Below are 17,629 nucleotides of genomic sequence, written 5' to 3' on the forward strand. Positions count from 1 at the left end.
GGCGATCTCGCCCTCTCGCGCGTGCTGCTCATGAACGATGCGCGCTTTCCCTGGCTCATTCTCGTGCCGCGCCGGGCGGATGTCAGCGAGTTGACCGACCTGTCCTGCGCGGACGCGGCGGCGCTGATGGAAGAGATCCGGCTCGCGACCCGCGTGATGCTGGAAATGGCGAGGCCCGACAAGGTCAATGTCGGCGCGCTCGGCAACATGGTGGCGCAGCTTCACATCCATGTGATCGGCCGGTTCCGTTCCGATCCCGCCTGGCCCGGCCCCGTCTGGGGCCACGGCGCCCGCATCTCCTATCCCGACCACGCGGCCGCCGCGCTCGCCGACCGTGCCGCGACCCTCTTTGCCAAGGCTTGAGACATGACGCGTCCCCTGGAACTCGGCTTCGCGGTCAACCTGCTCGACCGCTCGGGCGCCGAGCGGGAGGAGGGAGACTATGCGCAGATCGCCGCCCATCCCGACACGCTGCATGTCGTCATTTCGGGGGAATCGGCGGTGTTGCTCAACGGGTCGGAACAGGCGACGGCGCTCCTGCCGGCGGCGCGCCTCGCGGGCGAGACGGTGATCGAGCGGACCTTTCTCGGCCGGCTGGACGGGCGTCCGGTGCTGGGCGCGCTGCTCGAGGCGGCGCGCGGGCAGGAATTGAAGGACGATCTCTCGCTGCTCGTGACGGATCTGCGCTCGATCGCGATCGAGCGGCCCGTCCCGGCCGGCGAGATCGGCCTCCTGGCCCAGGCCAAGTCGCTCCTGCACTGGCATCTGCGCCGCCGCCACTGCGCCAATTGCGGCGCCCGGACCAGCCCGGCCCAGGCCGGGCAGCGGCGCGACTGCGCGGCCTGCGGGGCGCAGCATTTCCCGCGCACCGACCCGGTCACCATCATGCTCGTGGCGCGGGGGGATCATTGCCTGCTCGGACGCCAGAGCCGGTTCGTCCAGGGCAGCTATTCCTGCCTCGCCGGCTTCGTCTCTCCCGGCGAGACCATCGAGGACGCGGTGCGGCGCGAGGTCAGGGAAGAGGCCGGCATCCGCGTCGGGAAGGTGCGCTACATGCTCTCGCAGCCCTGGCCTTTTCCGTCTTCCCTCATGATCGGCTGCCTCGGCGAGGCGCTGGAGGAGACGCTCACCATCGATTTCGACGAATTGGAGGATGCCCGCTGGTTCCCGCGCGAGGAGGTCGCCGCCATGCTGGAGCGCCGCCACGAGGGGGGCCTCATCACCCCGCCGCAGATGGCCATCGCCCATCACCTGATCCGGGCCTGGGTCGACGGTGCTTCGCCGACGGGATGAGCTGAGCGCGCATGAATCTCTGGCTTCGGCTCGTCGTCACGATCGTCTCGGCGCTTTTCGGGCCGAGGATCCCGCCGCCGGACGGGATCTCGCGCCTGCGCTTCCGCGTCTGGCCGCACGATCTCGACCTGTCGATGCACATGAATAACGGCCGCTATCTCGGCATCATGGATCTCGGCCGGCTCGACCTGATCCTGCGCTCGGGTCTCTGGCGGTCGATCCTGCGACGCCGCTGGACCCCGGTCCTCGACGCGGCGATCATCCGCTATCGGCGCGAGCTGCGCGCCTTCCGGGCCTTCCGGCTGGAGACGCGCATCCTGTGCTGGACCGGCGCGACCCTGCTGATCGAGCAGCGCATGCTCTCGGAGGGGCCCGACGGCGAGATCCTGCACGCCGTCGCCATCCACCGCGCGGGGATCTACGACCGCCGCGCCAGGAGCTATGTCACCATCGAGCGCCTGATGAAGGAGATCGGCATCCGGGCGACGAGCCCCGCGCCGCCGGACGCCGTCGCCGCCTTCCTCGCCGCCGAGGATGCGCTCCGGCGCTCGGGGTGAGGCCGGTCAGCCGGCCGCGGCGAGCTTGTCCTGGGTCTTCGTCTCGAAGTCGCTCGCATCGTGGCGCTCGTGGAGCTGGCCCGCGGGATCGCCGGTGATCCGGTTGACCATGCGGCCGCGCTGCACGGCGGGGCGGCGGAAGACCGTCTCCGCCCAGCGCTGCACATGCTTGTAGTCCTGGACGGACAGGAACTCGGCGGCCTCGTAGAGCCAGCCCTTCGCGAGCCCCCCGTACCAGGGCCAGATCGCCATGTCGGCGATGGTATAGTCGGGGCTGGCCACGAACTCGCTCTCTGCGAGGCGCTTGTCGAGCACGTCGAGCTCGCGCTTCACCTCCATCGCGAAGCGGTTGATGGGATATTCCATCTTGAAGGGGGCGTAGGCGTAGAAATGGCCGAAGCCGCCGCCGAGATAGGGGGCCGAGCCCATCTGCCAGAAGAGCCAGGAGAAGCAGGCGGCGCGCGAAGCGGGCTCCGTCGGCAGGAAGGCGCCGAATTTCTCGGCGAGATAGGTCAGGATCGCCCCCGATTCGAAGACGCGGATCGGCGTCGGGCCGCTGCGGTCCATCAGCGCCGGGATCTTGGAATTCGGGTTCACCTCGACGAAGCCCGAGCCGAACTGGTCGCCCTCGGTGATCCTGATGAGCCAGGCATCGTATTCGGCGCCCTTGTGCCCGAGCGCCAGAAGCTCCTCGAGCATGATCGAGACCTTCTGGCCGTTGGGCGTCGCCAGGGAATAGAGCTGGAGCGGGTGCTTGCCGACGGGCAGTTCCCTGTCGTGGGTCGGGCCGGAGACGGGGCGGTTGATGGCGGCGAATTTCCCTCCGCTCGGCTGGCTCCAGGTCCAGACCTTCGGCGGGACGTAGTCGGTTGTCTCGGTCATGCTGATGCTCCAGATACGGGCGCGCCCCCGATCGGAGCGCCAGGCCCTGCCGGCTCGGGAGAATGTGAGGCGGAGAGACGCCTGCGTCCACCGTTCGGGAATGCGTTTGCGGCATGGGACCTCGGCGCGCTTCGGCCGGGGATGGGGAGAGAGAGATGACGAGAGAGCCCGTCGAGGTCCTCGATGAATTGACCGCGGGCCGCTTCACCTGCCGGGCCTATCGTCCCGATCCCGTGCCGGAGGAGGTGATCCGGGGCATCCTGCGGATCGCGGGCCGCACCCCCTCCTGGTGCAACGTGCAGCCTTGGCAGGTGGTGGTCGCCTCCGCCGAGAGCACCGAGAAATTCCGCCGCGCCCTCATGGAGGAGGCCCGCGCCGATCCGCACGGGGCTTCGGATATTCCCTTTCCCCCCGGCTATCACGGCATCTACAAGAAGCGGCGGCAGGAGATCGGCTATCAGCTCTACGCGGCGCTCGGCATCGCCCGCGAGGACAGGGAGCGCCGCGAGGCGCAGAGCTTCGAGAATTTCCGCCTGTTCGGCGCCCCGCATGTCGCGATCGTGACGTTGCCCGGGGAGATCGGCCCCTATGCGATCGCCGATTGCGGAAGCTTCGTCGGATCCTTCCTGCTTGCCGCTCGGGCTCATGGCGTCGACACGACGCCCCAGGCGGCCCTCGCTCACCATTCCGCTTTCATCCGCCGATATTTCGACATCCCGGACGGCCAGAAGATCCTTTGCGGGATCTCGTTCGGCTATGCCGACAAGGAGCATCCCGCCAACAGCTACCGCACCGCTCGCGTCCTCACGGAAGAGATCGCGCGGATGGTCTGATCTCCGCGCCTCGCACGGGGAGACGAGGCGGAAAACCGAATTCCCCTTTCCCGCGGCATGCTCTAGAGAGACCGGCCGGGGGCCCGTAGCTCAGCTGGATAGAGCAGCCGCCTTCTAAGCGGCAGGTCGCAGGTTCGAGCCCTGCCGGGCTCGCCAAATCTAACTAATTGAAATCACAGCGATTTCAAGGAGTTTTCATGTCCGACGGGTCCGAGGGAATAGGAATTTCTCACCTGTTTTTGGCGGCCTAGACGCCTCAGACACCCCCAAATCCCGTCAAAAGTCCCAACAGATTCCCAACGGGAAGGCCCCGCTCACAGCCTCGAATAGGCTTGCTCGCCGCGAAGGCCCCCTCCAATGTCGCGCATCATGTGATCGCGGGGGGGGATGGGCCGCCTTCCGGCGTAGAGCCGACGGGATTTATTATAAAATAATATTGAATTATAATTATATCATAATGCTAAATAGATATGCGCCATATTTAATTAAAATATATCATAGACAACACAAGGTGCGACGCGGTAGTCGCGAGTTTTGAAATTACCGACCGAACTTTCCGGTTGGCTTTCCAGCCCTCTCCGTGTTGCAACCACGGAGAGGGCTTTTCTTTTGTAAGATATTATGTGGCGCGATTAAATGTCGGAATGCACTATTCGCTCTTCCGGAATTATTTTGACAAACATCCATCCATGCGAGGTGCCGCCGATTGGTCCGAGTTCGTGGCGGGCATGGCGGAATTGTGCAAGCCAAGGCTCGCGAACAACCATGTCAAAACACACGGGACGCCTGCCATCTCCCCGGCTCTCTATGATCCAGAATCGACGCGCGGAAATCACAACGGGATCGGATGGGGCGCCTGGATCGCGGTTGATGTCGATAATGAAGGACTTGTCCGGTGCGATTCAACCGACCATGACAACGACCTTGCCCATGACCTGCCGCTGCTCCAGCTTGGAAATGGCCTCGCCTGCCTTCTCCATGGGGAAACGGGCGGAGATCCGCGGACGCACGGCGCCGCGCACGTACAGATCGACCAGCTCGCGGTTATTCAGAGCGTCCGCCGCAGGATCGGCTTCCGCAAAGCCAGCCCAGAAAACACCGACGATCTGACACGACTTCAATAATGGCAGATTCAACGGGATCTTCGGGATGCCGGCGGGGAATCCGACCACAAGATAACGACCGTTCCGGGCGATGGCGCGCAAAGCCGGTTCGGCGTAAGGACCGCCGACCGCGTCGTAGATCACGTCGGCCCCGTCCGCGCCGCAAGCATCCTTGAATGCGTTGGATAGCTTCTTCGAGGTTTCGCGGTCGAGTTCACCTGTCGGATAGACGATGCCCGCGTCTGCCCCGTGCGCGCAGGCAAAGTCCACCTTCTCCTGCGAGGAGGCCGCCGCGATCACGCGGGCTCCGCGCGCCTTGCCGATCTCGACTGCGGCGATGCCGACGCCGCCGGCGGCACCAAGTACCAGCAGCGTCTCGCCGGCTTTCAGGTCTGCCCGATCCTTCAGAGCGTGATAGGACGTTCCGTAAGTAAACAGAAAGACGGCCGCTTCGTCGAACGGCATGGAATCCGGCATCGGCGTGCACTTGCTCGCCGGAAGCGCGACGCGTTCGGCCATGCCGCCCCAGACCGTGGCGCCGATCACGCGGTCGCCCACCTGCAATCCGGTCACACCCTCTCCCAAGGCCGCGACCACTCCTGAAACCTCGCCGCCGGGTGCGAACGGACGCCGGGGACGGAATTGATACTTGTCGACGATGATCAGCGAATCCGGAAAATTCACCCCGCAGGCTCGCACGTCGAGCAAAACCTGGCCGGCCCCGACCGCCGGCTCCGGCGCATCGGCAAGAACGAGTGTGTCCGGTCCCCCTGGCTCACGACTCAGAACCGCTTTCATGTGTTTCCTCCGAGGAATTCGCTGCTGATTATCCACAAGGCCCGACAATGCGCGCCTGGGACGTGATGACTCTTCGTTGAATCGTCATCACGATCTCTCCTTTTACTTAAGCATGATCTTTTCCGAGCCGCAGCCCCGCGTCAGCGGAAGCCGGATTCCCTTTTTCGCTGACGCGGACCTCCGGTTATGATGGTTCGCTCGCCGCCGGCCTTGCGGCCACCGGCCCGCTCAGTCCACCTTCCCCCCGTAGGGCACATTGCGGTGACCGTAGCGGCGCACGCGAATATTGGCTTGCTCGCCATGCGCGACGAAGCCTTCGAGCGCGCAGAGCCGCGAGCAGTAGCTGCCGATGAGAGCCGAGGCCTCGTCCGTCAGCACACGCTGGTAGGTGCAGTTCTTGAGGAACTTGCCGACCCAGAGCCCTCCCGTGTAGCGCGCCGCCTTGTTCGTCGGCAGCGTGTGGTTGGTGCCGATCGCCTTGTCGCCATAGGCCACGTTCGTGCGCGGGCCGAGGAACAGGGCGCCGTAGTTGCGCATGTTGGCGAGGAAGTAGTCGGGATCGCGGGTCATGACCTGGACATGCTCGGAGGCGATCCGGTCTGCGACCTGCACCATCTCCTCGTCGCTCTCGACGACGCAAACGGCGCCATGCGTCTCCCATGCCTGCCGGGCGATCGGAGCCGTGGGCAGGATCTCCAGCAGGCGCTCGATCTCCCATATGGTCTCGCGGGCGAGCTTCTCGGAGGTGGTCAGCAGGACGGCCGGCGTCTCGGGGCCGTGCTCGGCCTGCCCGAGCAGGTCCGTGGCACAAAGCTCGCCGTCGACGCTGTCATCGGCGATCACCAGGGTCTCGGTTGGGCCGGCGAAAAGATCGATGCCGACACGGCCGAATATCTGCCGCTTCGCTTCGGCGACATAGGCATTCCCGGGGCCGCACAGCATGTCGACGGGCGCGATCGACTGGGTGCCGAGCGCCATCGCGCCGATGGCCTGGACCCCGCCCAGGCAGTAGATCTCGTCGGCGCCCGCGAGGTGCTGCGCGGCGACGATCGCCGGCGCCGGCCTGCCCTGGTAGGGCGGCGCGCAGGTGACGACCCGCGGCACTCCCGCGACCTTGGCGGTGATGACCGACATGTGGGCCGAGGCGAGCAGCGGATACTTCCCTCCCGGCACATAGCAACCCGCCGAGCCGATCGGAATGTTCTTGTGGCCGAGAACGACGCCCGGCAATGTCTCGACCTCGATGTCGCGGATCGACTCGCGCTGCTTTTGCGCGAAGTTGCGGACCTGGGTCTGCGCGAAGGTAATATCCTCGATATCCCGCTTGCTGAGCTGCGACAGGCAGTTCTCGATCTCGCTCTCCGTGAGCCGGTAGTTCTCCCGGTCCCATTTGTCGAACGTGACCGACAGTTCGCGCACTGCAGTGTCGCCGCGGGTGGCGATATCCGCCAGGATCGCCTCGACGGCCGCTCGTACCTTGGTGTCGGCCGCGGCGACCTCGGCCGCATCCCGTCCACGCTTGAGCCAATTCTCCATCGCGCTCTCCCTGATGGCGATGCGCACGATACCGCTGTTGCATACGAATGCAAGATGATCTTTCAAGATGATCGTCAAGTATGCGTGCGCGAACCCGTGCGGACGTGCCGGCGGGAATGCTAAGCCTTGGAAGGCGTCCATCCTTCCGGCGGAAGGCGCGCGGACGTGCGGACGACCAGCTTGCCGGGAACGATGTCGTGCACCGGCTCGACCGCGTCGCTCTCTATGAGCTTGAGCGTCACGTCGATGACGCGCTGAGCCATGAGCGGAAGCTGTTGAGAGAATGTGGTGAGTTGGAATGCCGGCCACGAGGCCAGGGCAATGTTGTCGAAGCCCACGATGGATACCGCGCGCCCGACCTCGAGGCCGAAATACGACTGGGCGGTCTGCATGACCGCAAGAGCCATCTGGTCGTTGGCGCAGAAGACCGCGTCCGGCCTGTCTCGAGCCGAGAACAGCGTGCGCGCAGCCGCGTGCGCCGCGGCGAAGTCGTAATGGCCTACGACGCGGTGCGAGAGTTTCCGTCCCGCCCGTCTCAGCGCCTGGCGGAAGCCCTGCTCGCGCTCCCGGCTCGTCGAGGTCTCCTCGATGCCGGCGACGTAGGCGAAAGATCGGTGGCTGCCGGCCAGCAGGAATTCGCCGATGGTGCGTCCGCCAAGAGCGTTCTGCCCCGTCACCGTGGTGACGGCCTTGTGATCGGTGCGGCGATTGCAGAGCACGAGAGGTACGCGCGCGCGTGTGCATTTCTCGATGAACTGCGAGGTCAGCCGCGTGGAGGCCAGGATGATGGCCTCGACCTGAAAGCGCAGCACCTCGTCGAGGGCGGGATCTGGATCGCCGCTGGGGCCGGGCGCGAAGAAAAGAATACGGTACCCCGCGGCGGCAAAGCCCTCCGACAGGATTTCCAGCATCGTCGGGTAGAACGGGTTCTCCATCGGAGCCATGGCGATGCCGATCAGGCGTGAATGCTGCTTGATCAGGGAGCGCGCGAGCAGGTTGGGCCGGTAGGCGAGTTGCTGCGCTGCCTCCATGACCTTCTCGCGCAACTCGGGAGAGATGCTGGCGCCCGGCGTGAGGGCGCGCGACACCGCCGATTGCGACACGCCGGCAAGACGCGCCACGTCGTAAGCAGTCGGACGCTTACCGCCTTTGATTTTGACCGGCATGAGAGCGGCTGGGTTGCCTCATTAGACTCAAGGTCTGCCATGCATGCCGGCACACTACGACGCAAGCATGTCGTGGCTGATCCGCTCGCCAATGCTTGCATTTGGTTCGATAGGGCTATTGCATTCGTATGCAAGGCATGTATCGTTCCCCTGCTGCCAATATGCGCGCGACGGTTTGCCGGCGCGAAGACAAGAAGCCTGGAAGGCAAGGGGGGGCAATGCGGGACAAGATCACAACCGCCGCCGAGGCCGTCGCGACGATCCGAAGCGGGGATACCCTGTGCACCTCGGGTTTCATCGGCAGCGGCGTGCCGGAGGCGCTGCTGGCCGCCTTGGAAGCCCGATTTCTGGAGACGGGCGAGCCGCGCAACCTGACTCTGATGTTCGCGGCGGGGCAGGGCGACGGGAAGGATCGCGGGCTCAACGTGCTCGGCCATGATGGTCTCCTGAAACGAGCGATCGGCGGCCATTGGCTCGTGGTTCCCAAGCTCGGTCGATTGGCGCTGGAAGGAAAGATCGAGGCTTATAATCTCCCGCAGGGCGTGATCTCTCACATGTATCGCGATATCGCCGCCGGGAAGCCGGGGACGGTAACGCATGTCGGGATCGGCACCTTCGTCGATCCGCGCCTCGAGGGCGGCAAGATCAATGACGTTGCTGCCGAGGATCTCGTCAGCGTGATCGAAGTCGCTGGCAAGGAGTGGCTGTTCTACAAGGGATTCTCTCTGCACGTCGCCTTCCTGCGGGGCACGACCGCGGACCCGAACGGCAATGTGACCGCCGAACGCGAAGCTCTCGACCTCGACAACCTGGCCATGGCCATGGCGGTCAAGAATTCCGGCGGCATCGTCATCGTGCAGGTCGAGCGGATCGCCCGGGCCGGTTCTCTCAACCCGCGCCGGGTTCTGATCCCGGGGCCTCTTGTCGACTGCGTGGTCGTGGCGCCCCCGGAGCAGCATCAGCAGACCTATGGCACGGCCTACAGCGCGGCTTTCAGCGGCGAGATCAGTATCCCTCTCGAAGGGATCGCGCCGATGCGCCTCAGCGACCGCAAGATTATCGCCCGCCGCTGCGCTCTCGAATTGCGCGCGGGCGCGATCGCCAATCTCGGCATTGGAATCCCGGAGGGAGTCGCGGCGGTCGCCGCCGAGGAGCAGGTCAGCGACCTGTTCACGCTGACCGCCGAGCCGGGCGTCGTCGGCGGCGTGCCGGCCGGCGGGCTCAACTTCGGCGCCGCCGTCAACACCGACGCAATCATTCACCAGAACCAGCAGTTCGACTTCTACGATGGCGGCGGACTCGACATGACTGTGCTCGGCATGGCCGAGGCGGATGCCGTCGGCAACGTTAACGTCAGTCGCTTCGGGGGCAAGCTCGCGGGCGCGGGCGGATTCATCAATATCAGCCAGAACTCACGCAAGGTGGTCTTCGCGGGGACGTTCACTGCCGGTGGTCTCGATCTGCGGATCGAGGACGGGCGGCTTCGCATCGCCCAGGAAGGGCGAGCCCAGAAGTTCGGCAGGAACGTGGAGCAGATTACCTTTTCGGGCCGGGTGGCTGCGGCGCAGGGCAGGGCGGTGCTCTATGTCACCGAGCGCTGCGTCTTTCGGCTGACCCCGGATGGCCTGGAACTGGTCGAGGTTGCCCCCGGGATCGACATCGAGCGCGATATCCTCAGGCATATGGGCTTCCAGCCGATCATCAATCACGTCCGGCTGATGGATTCCCGCATCTTCCGACCGGAACCTATGGATCTGAGAAGGCGCCTGCTCGACCTGAACCTGGACGACCGGATCGCCTACGACGCGGCTCGCAATATCCTATTCTGCAATTACGAGGGCATGCGGGTTCGGCGCCATGAGGATGTAGAGGCCATCCGGGCCGCTGTCGTGGCGAAGTCGGAGCAGATCGGCAGACGCTTCGCGGTGGTCGTCAATTACGATGGGTTTCACCTCGACGATCAGCTGGCCGGTGAATACGTCGCCATGGTGCGGGATCTCGAGGACACCTACTACACAAGGGTCTCTCGTTACACGACGAGCGCGTTCATGCGCGTCAAGCTGGGCGAGCAGCTCGTGCGAACCGTGCGGCCGCACATCTTCGAGAGCCGGGCCGAGGCCCAGGCTTTTCACGAGCAAGTCGAGGAAGCCTGAATTCATTCAGGGATGTGACAGAGATATCGGACAGTCGAGGTATCGATCGCCCTGGAGCGAATTCTGCTCACGCAGTCGAAATGAGGAACGCAATCGTACGGGTGATGCAGGATAGGTCTCGATATCGTGGGCCGCATCGTCCGCATGGCTTAAGAAAGCCGCGCCCGGATTACTTTGACCGCAGGGGGAAAAGTTGTGCAGAAGCCTACCAAATCCATCAGGGAACTCCTGACGGCCAAGCGGTCGGACACAGCCGGCGTGATTCGCGTTGCGCCGGAGGATACCGTTCTGAGCGCTCTCAAACTGATGAAAGAGAAGAACGTCGGCGCCGTGCTCGTCCTCGAGAGTGGAAGAGCAGTCGGAATTTTGACCGAGCGCGACTACGCGCGAAAGGTTGAGATAGAAGACAAGGCCGCAAAGGATACGGCGGTACGGGAAATTATGACGAGCGATCGGCTTGTCTATGTGACGCCGACCGACACCATCGACAGATGCCGAGCGATCTTTAGGGAGTACGGGTTTCGGCATCTTTCCGTCTATGAAGACAATAAGCCGGTAGGCGTACTGTCAATCCGGGATATTCTTGAAGAAATCATTCTAGAAGAAGAGCATCTGATTCACGGACTGGAAAACGACAGGCTCATGAGCACTACATACATAGGCTCCTATTGATATATCATTTCTGGAAATTTATTTAATAGGAGGGCGCTTATGAGTGTAATAATTGCAGTAGCCTATCTGGTTTTGCTGATGTTTGTCGCTTATCGAGGCTTCAGCGTTATTCTTTTTGCACCGATAGCGGCGATGCTCGCCGTTCTCTTGACCGATCCCCCGGCTGTCCCTCCCGTATTTGCGGGGATCTTCATGGAGAAGCTGGTCGGGTTCGTGAAGCTCTATTTCCCCGTCTTTTTGCTCGGCGCGGTGTTCGGCAAGCTGATCGAGCTGTCCGGCTTCTCGAAAGCCATCGTCTCGGTCGTCATCGGCGTCGTCGGGCGTGAGCGCGCCATATTGTCGATTGTACTTGTCGGTGCCATTCTCACCTACGGAGGTGTTTCACTGTTTGTGGTGGTGTTCGCCGTTTATCCGTTTGCGGCCGAGATGTTCAGACAGGGCGGCATCCCCAAGCGGCTGATTCCCGCGACGATCGCCCTCGGCGCGTTCACGTTCACGATGGATTCGCTGCCGGGGTCGCCGCAGATTCAGAACATCATCCCGACGACCTTCTTCAAGACCGATACCTGGGCGGCGCCCATCCTGGGGACCGTCGGGGGGCTCTTCATCCTTGTTGCCGGACTCATCTACCTCGAGTGGCGGCGCCGGCAGGCGGCGGTGGCCGGTGAAGGGTATGGCGAAGGTCACACGAACGAACCGGAGCCCGTTTCGCTGGAGCATTTGGCTCACCCCGGGATTGCCATTCTGCCTCTCGTGGTCGTTGGCGTGATGAACAAGGTGTTCACGCTCCTGATCCCTCAGTTCTACGGGACGAAATTTGAAGTTTCCTTGGCCGGCATGGCAAAGCCTCTCGTTACAGAGGTCCCGTCCGTGGCTGCGATCTGGGCGGTCCAGGGCGCGTTGTTGATGGGTATCTTCACCGTATTGCTGTTTTCCTTTCAACGGGTGAAGGCGCGATTTGCCGATGGCACAAAGGCCGCCGTTGGCGGGGCGCTCCTGGCATCCATGAACACGGCCGCCGAGTATGGCTTCGGTGCCGTGATCGCGTCGCTGCCAGGCTTCCTGGTGATCCGGGAAGCTCTCCGCCTCATCCCAGATCCGCTCGTGAACGTGGCGGTCACCGTAAACGTCCTCTCGGGGATCACAGGCTCTTCCTCGGGAGGGATGAGCATCGCTCTCGCCGCCATGGCGGACCAGTTCATCGCAGCAGCTCATGCGGCCAATATTCCGCTCGAAGTCCTGCACCGCGTCGCCTCCATGGCGAGTGGTGGCATGGATACGCTCCCGCATAACGGAGCTGTAATCACCTTGCTGGCGGTGACATGACTTACCCACAGGCAGTCCTATGGGGATATCTTCGTGATTACGATTTTCAAAGTCCTGGCTGCTTTTGTGGCGATTGGCCTTTTCTACACGACAGGCCTCGTATGAAAGTCGAGGCCCGGCTACGGTACGACAGTATATCGTCCGGGTAGTGTCCTGCTTCTTCTCACGTGATGTCAGAGGCAGATGGGGGCGTAATCCACGTGATATTCAACTGATGATGCAAACGGAGACAACGATGACGCTGAAAGCTAATGTCGGCGACAAGGTGATTGTCGAGAAGACTGTTGGTGAGGTGGACGTCACGCTTTTCGCTGGGCTCAGCGGAGATCACTATGCCGCTCACACCAATCATGAATTCATGAAGACTTCCGCCTATGGTCAGCGGATCGCGCACGGCGCTCTGCTGGTTGGTTACATGTCGGCGGCGTCGACACGCATGATTGAATATGCGCAGCGCAACGGGCAAGAAGGAACTCCCGTGGCGCTTGGCTATGACCGGATGCGCTTTCTCGGGCCGGTATTCTTCGGCGATACCGTCACCGTCGACTACACCCTGACGGCCGTTGATCACGAGAAGCGCCGGACGACAGCTCAAATCAACATCCGTAATCAGCGGGGCGAGCTCGTCGCCGTGGCGGAGGGCCTCCTTAAGTGGCTGTAAGCGCGCAGCGTCCCATCCGCTGCTCGCGGCGGATGGGGCATTGGGCTGGAGGAATCGGTCGAGCGCTCTCGCCGGGGACGGAGCCGCTTGGCGAAGATGTAGGACGGATGCGGCCCCGCGGCTTCGGCGGGGCCTCCGCCTCGCCGGTCGTGCAGTGGCGAATCCCAGAGAGCAATCGAGGGCATGTGGCGTGGTGACCTCGGAGGCTGCATCGACAAGGCGATAATCCCGCAATGCCCCTTCACCTGGTTCAGCTTTGCGCTGCGGGCGGCTGGCCAGGATCAGTCGAGCGGATCGCCCATGCGCCACCGAATTTCGCCGGACACATGGCTGATGTCTCAGCCTAAGCCTTTCCTGCCTCAGCGAAAGTGCGCCGACTACGCTCGAATCTCCTTGCTGTTGAAAATCTAGTGTCCTACAGATGCATGATAGGTATCTGTCTCCCTTCCTAGTTTAGGGGAAGAACGAAAATTATAATATAACATTCGTATATTCTCAATGCCTAATCATTTTTTGGAGGAAACAAGCGATGCAAGCTGATGGTGCAATAAAATATCAACGTACAGCAGATAGTGCAGCTCCCTCCGGGGCGACGAAGGTGAGATTCGTCATCGTTGGTCTATGTTTCATAGGCTTGGTCATGAATTATCTGGATCGCGCCAACCTGAGCGTCGCGCTGCCGTTTATAGACCATGACCTGGGACTCAATCTGACAAATAAGGAAAAGGGCCTGATCCTCGGCGCATTCTTTTGGGCTTACGATGGCGCAATGCTCTTCGCAGGCTGGTTCACGGATAGATTCGGTGCGCGTATCGCCTTCGCCACGGCTGCGATCTGGTGGTCCTTTTTTACCATGATCACGCCGCTCGCGAACGGGTTTTGGTCCCTGTTCGGCATGCGTTTCGCGCTGGGCGCAGGCGAGGCTCCTGCCTATCCCAGCACAACCAAGGCTTCGTCGTCCTGGGTGCCGCAGACGGAGCGTGCATTTGCGACGGCGGTCATCGATTCCGGCTCGCGCGTCGGCACTGTCATCGCCCTGCCGATCGTGACGGCCATTATCGCAGTCTCGGGCTGGCATGCGTCATTCATTATTCTGGGTCTGCTTGGCTTTGTCTGGGCGGCCGTTTGGATCTGGTATTACCGGGAGCCGGCCAAGCACAGTGGCGCCAACGATCTCGAGCGAGAGCATATTATTCGCCACGGAGGCCGTAACGCCGCGACCGACGACCCTGAGGCGTCGAAGATCAAATGGAAAGACCTTTTCCGCTATCGCACGGTGCGCGGAATGATGCTTGGGTTCTTCTGTTTGAACTTCGTTATCTATTTCTTCTTGACCTGGTTCCCGACCTATTTGAAGACTGCCCGCGGCCTCAATCTCGCTGAGCTTGGCACTCTGGGCACGCTGCCGGGACTGGCGTCGATCGCCATTGGTTGGTTTGTGGGGATCAATGCCGACAAGCTGATCAAAAAAGGATTCGACGTGACGCTTGTCCGCAAGAGCGTTATCATCGGCGGGTTGATTGCCGCTACGGCCGTCTTGGCGGCAGCATTGGTCGAATCCGTCTATGCGATGCTTTTCTTTTTCGCCGTCGCCTATTCGGGGCTGGCTTGCGCTGCGACCGGCATTTGGTGCTATCCTGCCGATGTGGCGCCGAGTTCCAATCACGTGGCCTCGATCGGGGGCATCCAGAATTTCGCCTCCAATCTGGCCGGGATCCTGAGCCCGTTCGTATTCGGCGCGGTGCTCGATTATTCGGGGGGCAGCTATACGCCGGCATTTGCCATTGCCGCCGGTGTCGCGATTTTGGGCGCCTGTAGCTATGCGTTCATCGTCGGGCCCGCCAAGCCGCTGAAGCTCCTGCCGACCAAAGGGTGACGGATCGTATATCGGACCCGATCCGGGGCGGCCTTCTTGCGTGACGCCGGAAAATGAAGAGAGCGAGCGACCCCTGTGACGAGGTCGCCGCTCTCGAGTTGGTCATGAAGCAGCTGCCAGGAAATCGAAAGCAAGACCGGCCTTCGGTGATCTTCCTCGATCGCCGATGAATCGAAATGCTGTTCGAGAGCTGAGATTGGACCGGATCTCCGGTCCGCAAAGCCGGTAAATCCAACTCCAACTCCGAGGCTGAAGCCATGCCTGTGTTCACCGAGATTGAGGATCTTCGCAGACTGTACCAGCGCCGTGTTCCACGCATGTTCTATGACTACGTGGACGTCGGCGCCTGGACAGGCAGCACGTATCGCGCGAACCGCACCGATTTCGAGCGCATTCTCTTTCGTCAGCGCGTGGCGCAGAATATCGAAGCGCGCAATCTCTCGACGCAGATGATGGGTCGGCCGGTCTCGATGCCGATCGCGCTGGCTCCGGTCGGCCTTCTCGGCATGCAGCACCCCGACGGCGAGATCCATGCGGCGCGGGCCGCGAACGCCGCCGGCGTGCCGTTCACGCTCTCCACCATGTCCATGTGCTCGATCGAGGATATCGCGGAGGCGACCCGGGCGCCCTTCTGGTTCCAGCTGTATACGCTGCGCGACGAGGAATTTCTGGACAATGTCCTCGAGCGCGCGCGCCGGGCCGGGGTGACGGTGCTGGTGCTGACCCTCGACCTGACGATCCAGGGCCAACGGCACAAGGATCTCAAGAACGGTATGACAGCGCCGCCGCGATTGACGTTGGCCAACATCATCAACATCGCCCAGCACCCTCGCTGGGCCCTGGGGATGCTTCAAACCAAGCGGCGCAGCTTCGGCAATATCGTCGGCCATGCCCGCGGCGTCAAAAGTCTCGACGGGCTCATGGAATGGACGTCGCGCCAGTTCGACCAGAGGCTCGACTGGCGCCGGGTGGAAGAGATCATCCGCAAATGGGGCGGGCCGGTGATCCTGAAGGGGATCAACGATCCCGAGGATGCCCGGCGTGCGCTGGATACCGGCGCCCAGGCGATGCTGGTCTCGAACCATGGCGGCCGGCAGCTCGACGGCGCGCCCTCGACCATCCGTGCCTTGCCCTCGATCCGCCGCGTCGTCGGGCCGGACTACCCACTTTATCTCGATAGCGGCATCCAGTCCGGGCAGGAAGCGTTGAAGGCGATCGCCAGCGGCGCCAACGGCGTCTTCATCGGCCGCGCCTTCGTCTACGGACTGGGTGCGATGGGCCAGAAGGGCGTCGAGACGTCGTTATCCATCCTGCGGCGCGAGATGGATATCACCATGGCGCTCTGCGGCATCAACGATATCAAGGATTTCGGTCCCAATTGCCTGTGGTCGGACGATCTCGACAATCCCACCAAGGCGGCAAGGAACTGACACGCCCGGCGTCCTTCGGCGCCGGGCATCGGGTTTCCATCAGCGACATGCTGCAAGGCCAGCGTGCAGGGCGATGTCGTCGCCCTGCACAGATCTCACCCTTTCCATCCGATCTCGCTTCTGGATCAAGCCATGCCCAGCCTCGACCTCTCCACGACCGCGACCTTGCCGAAAGATGCCGCCGATGCGGCACTGTTGGGCCGGGTCTGGCGGCCCGATCTCGGCGGCCCGGCCGTCGCGGCGCTGCGGGACGGGCAGCTCGTCGACGTCAGCGCGAGCTTCCCGACCAGCCGCGACCTGTGCGAGGCGCCCGATCCCGCGGCGGCTCTGCGCGCAGCGCCGGGCGAGGCCGTCGGCTCCCTCGCGAGCATCCTCGCCAATACGCCGGTGGACGGGCGCGACCGCACGAAGCCCTGGCTTCTCTCCCCTCTCGACCTGCAGGTGGTGAAAGCCGCCGGCGTGACCTTCGCCGTCTCGATGCTGGAGCGTGTGATCGAGGAGAAGGCGCGCGGCAATCCGGCCGCCGCCGCCGCGATCCGCGAGGAGATCGGCAAGCTGATCGGCGACGATCTGTCCAAGCTCAAGCCCGGCTCGCCCGAGGCCATGCACCTCAAGGAAGTCCTCGTCGGGCAGGGCGCCTGGAGCCAGTATCTCGAGGTCGGCATCGGACCGGATGCCGAGATCTTCACCAAGGCCGCGCCGATGTCGACGGTCGGGACCGGCGCCGATGCCGGCCTGCATCCGGCCTCTAGCTGGAACAATCCCGAGCCGGAGATCGTGCTGGTCGTCACCTCGGACGGCCGGATCGTCGGCGCCACGCTCGGCAACGACGTCAATCTCCGCGACGTCGAGGGCCGCTCGGCCCTTCTGCTCGGCAAGGCAAAGGACAACAATGCCTCCGCGGCCGTCGGTCCCTTCATCCGCTTCTTCGACGGCGCCTTCACGCTCGACCATATCCGCCGCACGACGGTGACGCTGACGGTCGAGGGCGAGGACGGCTTCCGGCTCGAAGGATCCTCTTCGATCGCCAAGATCAGCCGGGACCCGGCCGACCTTGCCGCGCAGATGATCGGCCCTCATCATCAGTACCCGGACGGGGCGGCGCTTTATCTCGGCAGCATGTTCGCGCCGATCCAGGACCGCGATGCGCCGGGAGGCGGCTTCACCCATAAATACGGCGATATCGTCACCATCGCCGCGCCCGAGCTGGGGTGCCTCGTCAACAGGATGAGGCGGACGGATGAGTGCGAGCCCTGGAGCTTCGGGACCTCGCACCTGATGCGCCATCTGGCGCGGCGCGGCGTGCTCTGAGCGCAAGCCGCACGGGATAACGGCCGCCCGGG

At 63.2% G+C, this 17,629-nt stretch carries 14 protein-coding genes, 1 tRNA gene and 1 pseudogene; 12 read left to right on the forward strand and 4 right to left on the reverse strand.

All coding sequences use genetic code 11. The features are described from left to right. The 3 genes from PKD06_RS09840 to PKD06_RS09850 form a co-directional block, all read left to right on the forward strand. Positions 1-363 (forward strand): HIT domain-containing protein (locus PKD06_RS09840; RefSeq protein WP_324379998.1); only part of this gene is annotated, 363 nt, incomplete at its 5' end. A 3-nt stretch (positions 364-366) separates the two neighbouring features. Beyond that, entirely contained in the window at positions 367-1,293 is a 927-nt protein-coding gene (gene nudC, locus PKD06_RS09845; RefSeq protein ID WP_324379999.1) for an NAD(+) diphosphatase, read from the forward strand. Between the two features lie 11 nt (positions 1,294-1,304). After that, complete coding sequence (locus PKD06_RS09850) at positions 1,305-1,850, forward strand: thioesterase family protein (RefSeq protein ID WP_324380000.1); 546 nt, start codon at positions 1,305-1,307, stop codon at positions 1,848-1,850. Positions 1,851-1,856: 6 nt separating this feature from the next. On the opposite strand, the gene yghU is transcribed toward PKD06_RS09850, so the two are convergent. Next, the gene (gene yghU, locus PKD06_RS09855) at positions 1,857-2,732 is read right to left on the reverse strand and encodes a glutathione-dependent disulfide-bond oxidoreductase (protein WP_324380001.1); all 876 of its coding nucleotides are present in this window, start codon (positions 2,730-2,732) and stop codon (positions 1,857-1,859) included. A gap of 155 nt (positions 2,733-2,887) precedes the next feature. On the opposite strand from yghU, the gene PKD06_RS09860 reads away from it, so the two are divergent. Together PKD06_RS09860 and PKD06_RS09865 are read left to right on the forward strand one after the other, a co-directional pair. Next, the gene (locus PKD06_RS09860) at positions 2,888-3,565 is read left to right on the forward strand and encodes a nitroreductase (RefSeq protein ID WP_324380002.1); all 678 of its coding nucleotides are present in this window, start codon (positions 2,888-2,890) and stop codon (positions 3,563-3,565) included. Positions 3,566-3,644: 79 nt separating this feature from the next. Continuing rightward, a tRNA-Arg gene (locus tag PKD06_RS09865) sits at positions 3,645-3,721 on the forward strand. Positions 3,722-4,467: 746 nt separating this feature from the next. Here PKD06_RS09865 and PKD06_RS09870 read toward each other — a convergent pair. From PKD06_RS09870 to PKD06_RS09880, 3 genes are all read right to left on the reverse strand, one after another. Beyond that, the gene (locus tag PKD06_RS09870) at positions 4,468-5,466 is read right to left on the reverse strand and encodes an NADPH:quinone oxidoreductase family protein (RefSeq protein WP_324380003.1); all 999 of its coding nucleotides are present in this window, start codon (positions 5,464-5,466) and stop codon (positions 4,468-4,470) included. Between the two features lie 228 nt (positions 5,467-5,694). After that, positions 5,695-7,002, reverse strand: a complete 1,308-nt coding sequence (hisD, locus tag PKD06_RS09875; RefSeq protein ID WP_324380022.1) for a histidinol dehydrogenase — start codon at positions 7,000-7,002, stop codon at positions 5,695-5,697. Between the two features lie 119 nt (positions 7,003-7,121). Then, positions 7,122-8,168, reverse strand: a complete 1,047-nt coding sequence (locus PKD06_RS09880; protein WP_324380004.1) for a LacI family DNA-binding transcriptional regulator — start codon at positions 8,166-8,168, stop codon at positions 7,122-7,124. Between the two features lie 218 nt (positions 8,169-8,386). On the opposite strand from PKD06_RS09880, the gene PKD06_RS09885 reads away from it, so the two are divergent. The 7 genes and pseudogenes from PKD06_RS09885 (at position 8,387) to PKD06_RS09915 (ending at position 17,597) form a co-directional block, all read left to right on the forward strand. Continuing rightward, entirely contained in the window at positions 8,387-10,321 is a 1,935-nt protein-coding gene (locus PKD06_RS09885; protein WP_324380005.1) for an acyl CoA:acetate/3-ketoacid CoA transferase, read from the forward strand. A gap of 195 nt (positions 10,322-10,516) precedes the next feature. After that, on the forward strand, positions 10,517-10,993 hold the full coding sequence (locus tag PKD06_RS09890; protein WP_324380006.1) for a CBS domain-containing protein: 477 nt from the start codon (positions 10,517-10,519) through the stop codon (positions 10,991-10,993). 39 nt (positions 10,994-11,032) lie between these two features. Then, positions 11,033-12,424 (forward strand): annotated as a pseudogene (locus PKD06_RS09895) (GntP family permease). A gap of 130 nt (positions 12,425-12,554) precedes the next feature. Next, positions 12,555-12,980: a MaoC/PaaZ C-terminal domain-containing protein gene (locus tag PKD06_RS09900; RefSeq protein WP_324380007.1), complete on the forward strand. Its 426-nt coding sequence runs from the start codon at positions 12,555-12,557 to the stop codon at positions 12,978-12,980. Between the two features lie 529 nt (positions 12,981-13,509). Further along, complete coding sequence (locus tag PKD06_RS09905) at positions 13,510-14,856, forward strand: MFS transporter (RefSeq protein ID WP_324380008.1); 1,347 nt, start codon at positions 13,510-13,512, stop codon at positions 14,854-14,856. Positions 14,857-15,113: 257 nt separating this feature from the next. Next, positions 15,114-16,286, forward strand: a complete 1,173-nt coding sequence (locus tag PKD06_RS09910) for an alpha-hydroxy acid oxidase (RefSeq protein WP_324380009.1) — start codon at positions 15,114-15,116, stop codon at positions 16,284-16,286. A 132-nt stretch (positions 16,287-16,418) separates the two neighbouring features. Next, entirely contained in the window at positions 16,419-17,597 is a 1,179-nt protein-coding gene (locus tag PKD06_RS09915; protein ID WP_324380010.1) for a fumarylacetoacetate hydrolase family protein, read from the forward strand. Positions 17,598-17,629: the final 32 nt, after the last annotated feature.

Source organism: Enterovirga sp. (assembly GCF_035325185.1).
Classification (GTDB): Bacteria; Pseudomonadota; Alphaproteobacteria; order Rhizobiales; family Beijerinckiaceae; genus Enterovirga.

Excerpts from the sequence above, each read along its gene's own strand:
- nudC (WP_324379999.1), top strand. The coding sequence starts at position 367 with ATGACGCGTCCCCTGGAACTCGGCTTCGCGGTCAACCTGCTCGACCGC.
- PKD06_RS09850 (WP_324380000.1), top strand. The coding sequence starts at position 1,305 with ATGAATCTCTGGCTTCGGCTCGTCGTCACGATCGTCTCGGCGCTTTTC.
- yghU (WP_324380001.1), bottom strand. The coding sequence starts at position 2,732 with ATGACCGAGACAACCGACTACGTCCCGCCGAAGGTCTGGACCTGGAGC.
- PKD06_RS09860 (WP_324380002.1), top strand. The coding sequence starts at position 2,888 with ATGACGAGAGAGCCCGTCGAGGTCCTCGATGAATTGACCGCGGGCCGC.
- PKD06_RS09870 (WP_324380003.1), bottom strand. The coding sequence starts at position 5,466 with ATGAAAGCGGTTCTGAGTCGTGAGCCAGGGGGACCGGACACACTCGTT.
- hisD (WP_324380022.1), bottom strand. The coding sequence starts at position 7,002 with ATGGAGAATTGGCTCAAGCGTGGACGGGATGCGGCCGAGGTCGCCGCG.
- PKD06_RS09880 (WP_324380004.1), bottom strand. The coding sequence starts at position 8,168 with ATGCCGGTCAAAATCAAAGGCGGTAAGCGTCCGACTGCTTACGACGTG.
- PKD06_RS09885 (WP_324380005.1), top strand. The coding sequence starts at position 8,387 with ATGCGGGACAAGATCACAACCGCCGCCGAGGCCGTCGCGACGATCCGA.
- PKD06_RS09900 (WP_324380007.1), top strand. The coding sequence starts at position 12,555 with ATGACGCTGAAAGCTAATGTCGGCGACAAGGTGATTGTCGAGAAGACT.
- PKD06_RS09905 (WP_324380008.1), top strand. The coding sequence starts at position 13,510 with ATGCAAGCTGATGGTGCAATAAAATATCAACGTACAGCAGATAGTGCA.
- PKD06_RS09910 (WP_324380009.1), top strand. The coding sequence starts at position 15,114 with ATGCCTGTGTTCACCGAGATTGAGGATCTTCGCAGACTGTACCAGCGC.
- PKD06_RS09915 (WP_324380010.1), top strand. The coding sequence starts at position 16,419 with ATGCCCAGCCTCGACCTCTCCACGACCGCGACCTTGCCGAAAGATGCC.